General features: G+C 76.9%; 1 protein-coding gene and 1 pseudogene. Both read right to left on the bottom strand.

The features are described 5' to 3' along the window. Positions 1-340: gamma-glutamylcyclotransferase family protein (locus tag ACJA3G_RS38170; RefSeq protein WP_406557572.1), on the bottom strand; the 340-nt coding region annotated here is incomplete at its 3' end. A 96-nt stretch (positions 341-436) separates the two neighbouring features. Beyond that, positions 437-619: pseudogene (locus tag ACJA3G_RS38175) on the bottom strand (gamma-glutamylcyclotransferase); the annotation flags it as partial. Between the last annotated feature and the right edge of the window lie 23 nt (positions 620-642).

The following is a 642-nucleotide window of genomic DNA, read 5'->3' on the forward strand; positions in this document are numbered from 1 at the left end:
AGGAGGCGCGCGCCGCTCCCCCGCCCGGCAGCCCGACGGTCCGCTCCACCCGGTCGTACAGGTTGCGGGGGTCGCCCGGCCCGTGGCACTCCTCCAACCGGTCCAGTACGCGCAGGACTTCGGCGTATGCCTCGGGGCGCGGCGTGATCAGCGCGCCGGTGACCACGCCGTCCCCGTGCGTCGCGTACGGGTAACCGGGGCCCTCGTACAGGACCGCTCCCGGCAGCCGCGCGGGCGCCTCGCGCGCGGTGCGGCCGGTCAGCAGCAGCCGGTAGTAGCGCTCGCCGGGGCGCAGGGTGCCGTAGACGAAGAACGGCAGACCTGGTTCGGGCCCGGGCAGCACGGTGCCGTGCTCGCGCAGCTCCCGGGCGAGCGGGGCCGCCGCCAGATAGACCCAGGCGCGCGCCGCTCCCCCGCCCGGCAGCCCGACGGTCCGCTCCACCCGGTCGTACAGGTTGCGGGGGTCGCCCGGCCCGTGGCACTCCTCCAACCGGTCCAGTACGCGCAGGACTTCGGCGTATGCCTCGGGGCGCGGCGTGATCAGCGCGCCGGTGACCACGCCGTCCCCGTGCGTCGCGTACGGGTAACCGGGGCCCTCGTACAGGACCGCTCCCGGCAGCCGCGCGGGCGCCTCGCGCGCGG

This window comes from Streptomyces sp. YS-3, assembly GCF_045257485.1.
Classification (GTDB): Bacteria; Actinomycetota; Actinomycetes; order Streptomycetales; family Streptomycetaceae; genus Streptomyces.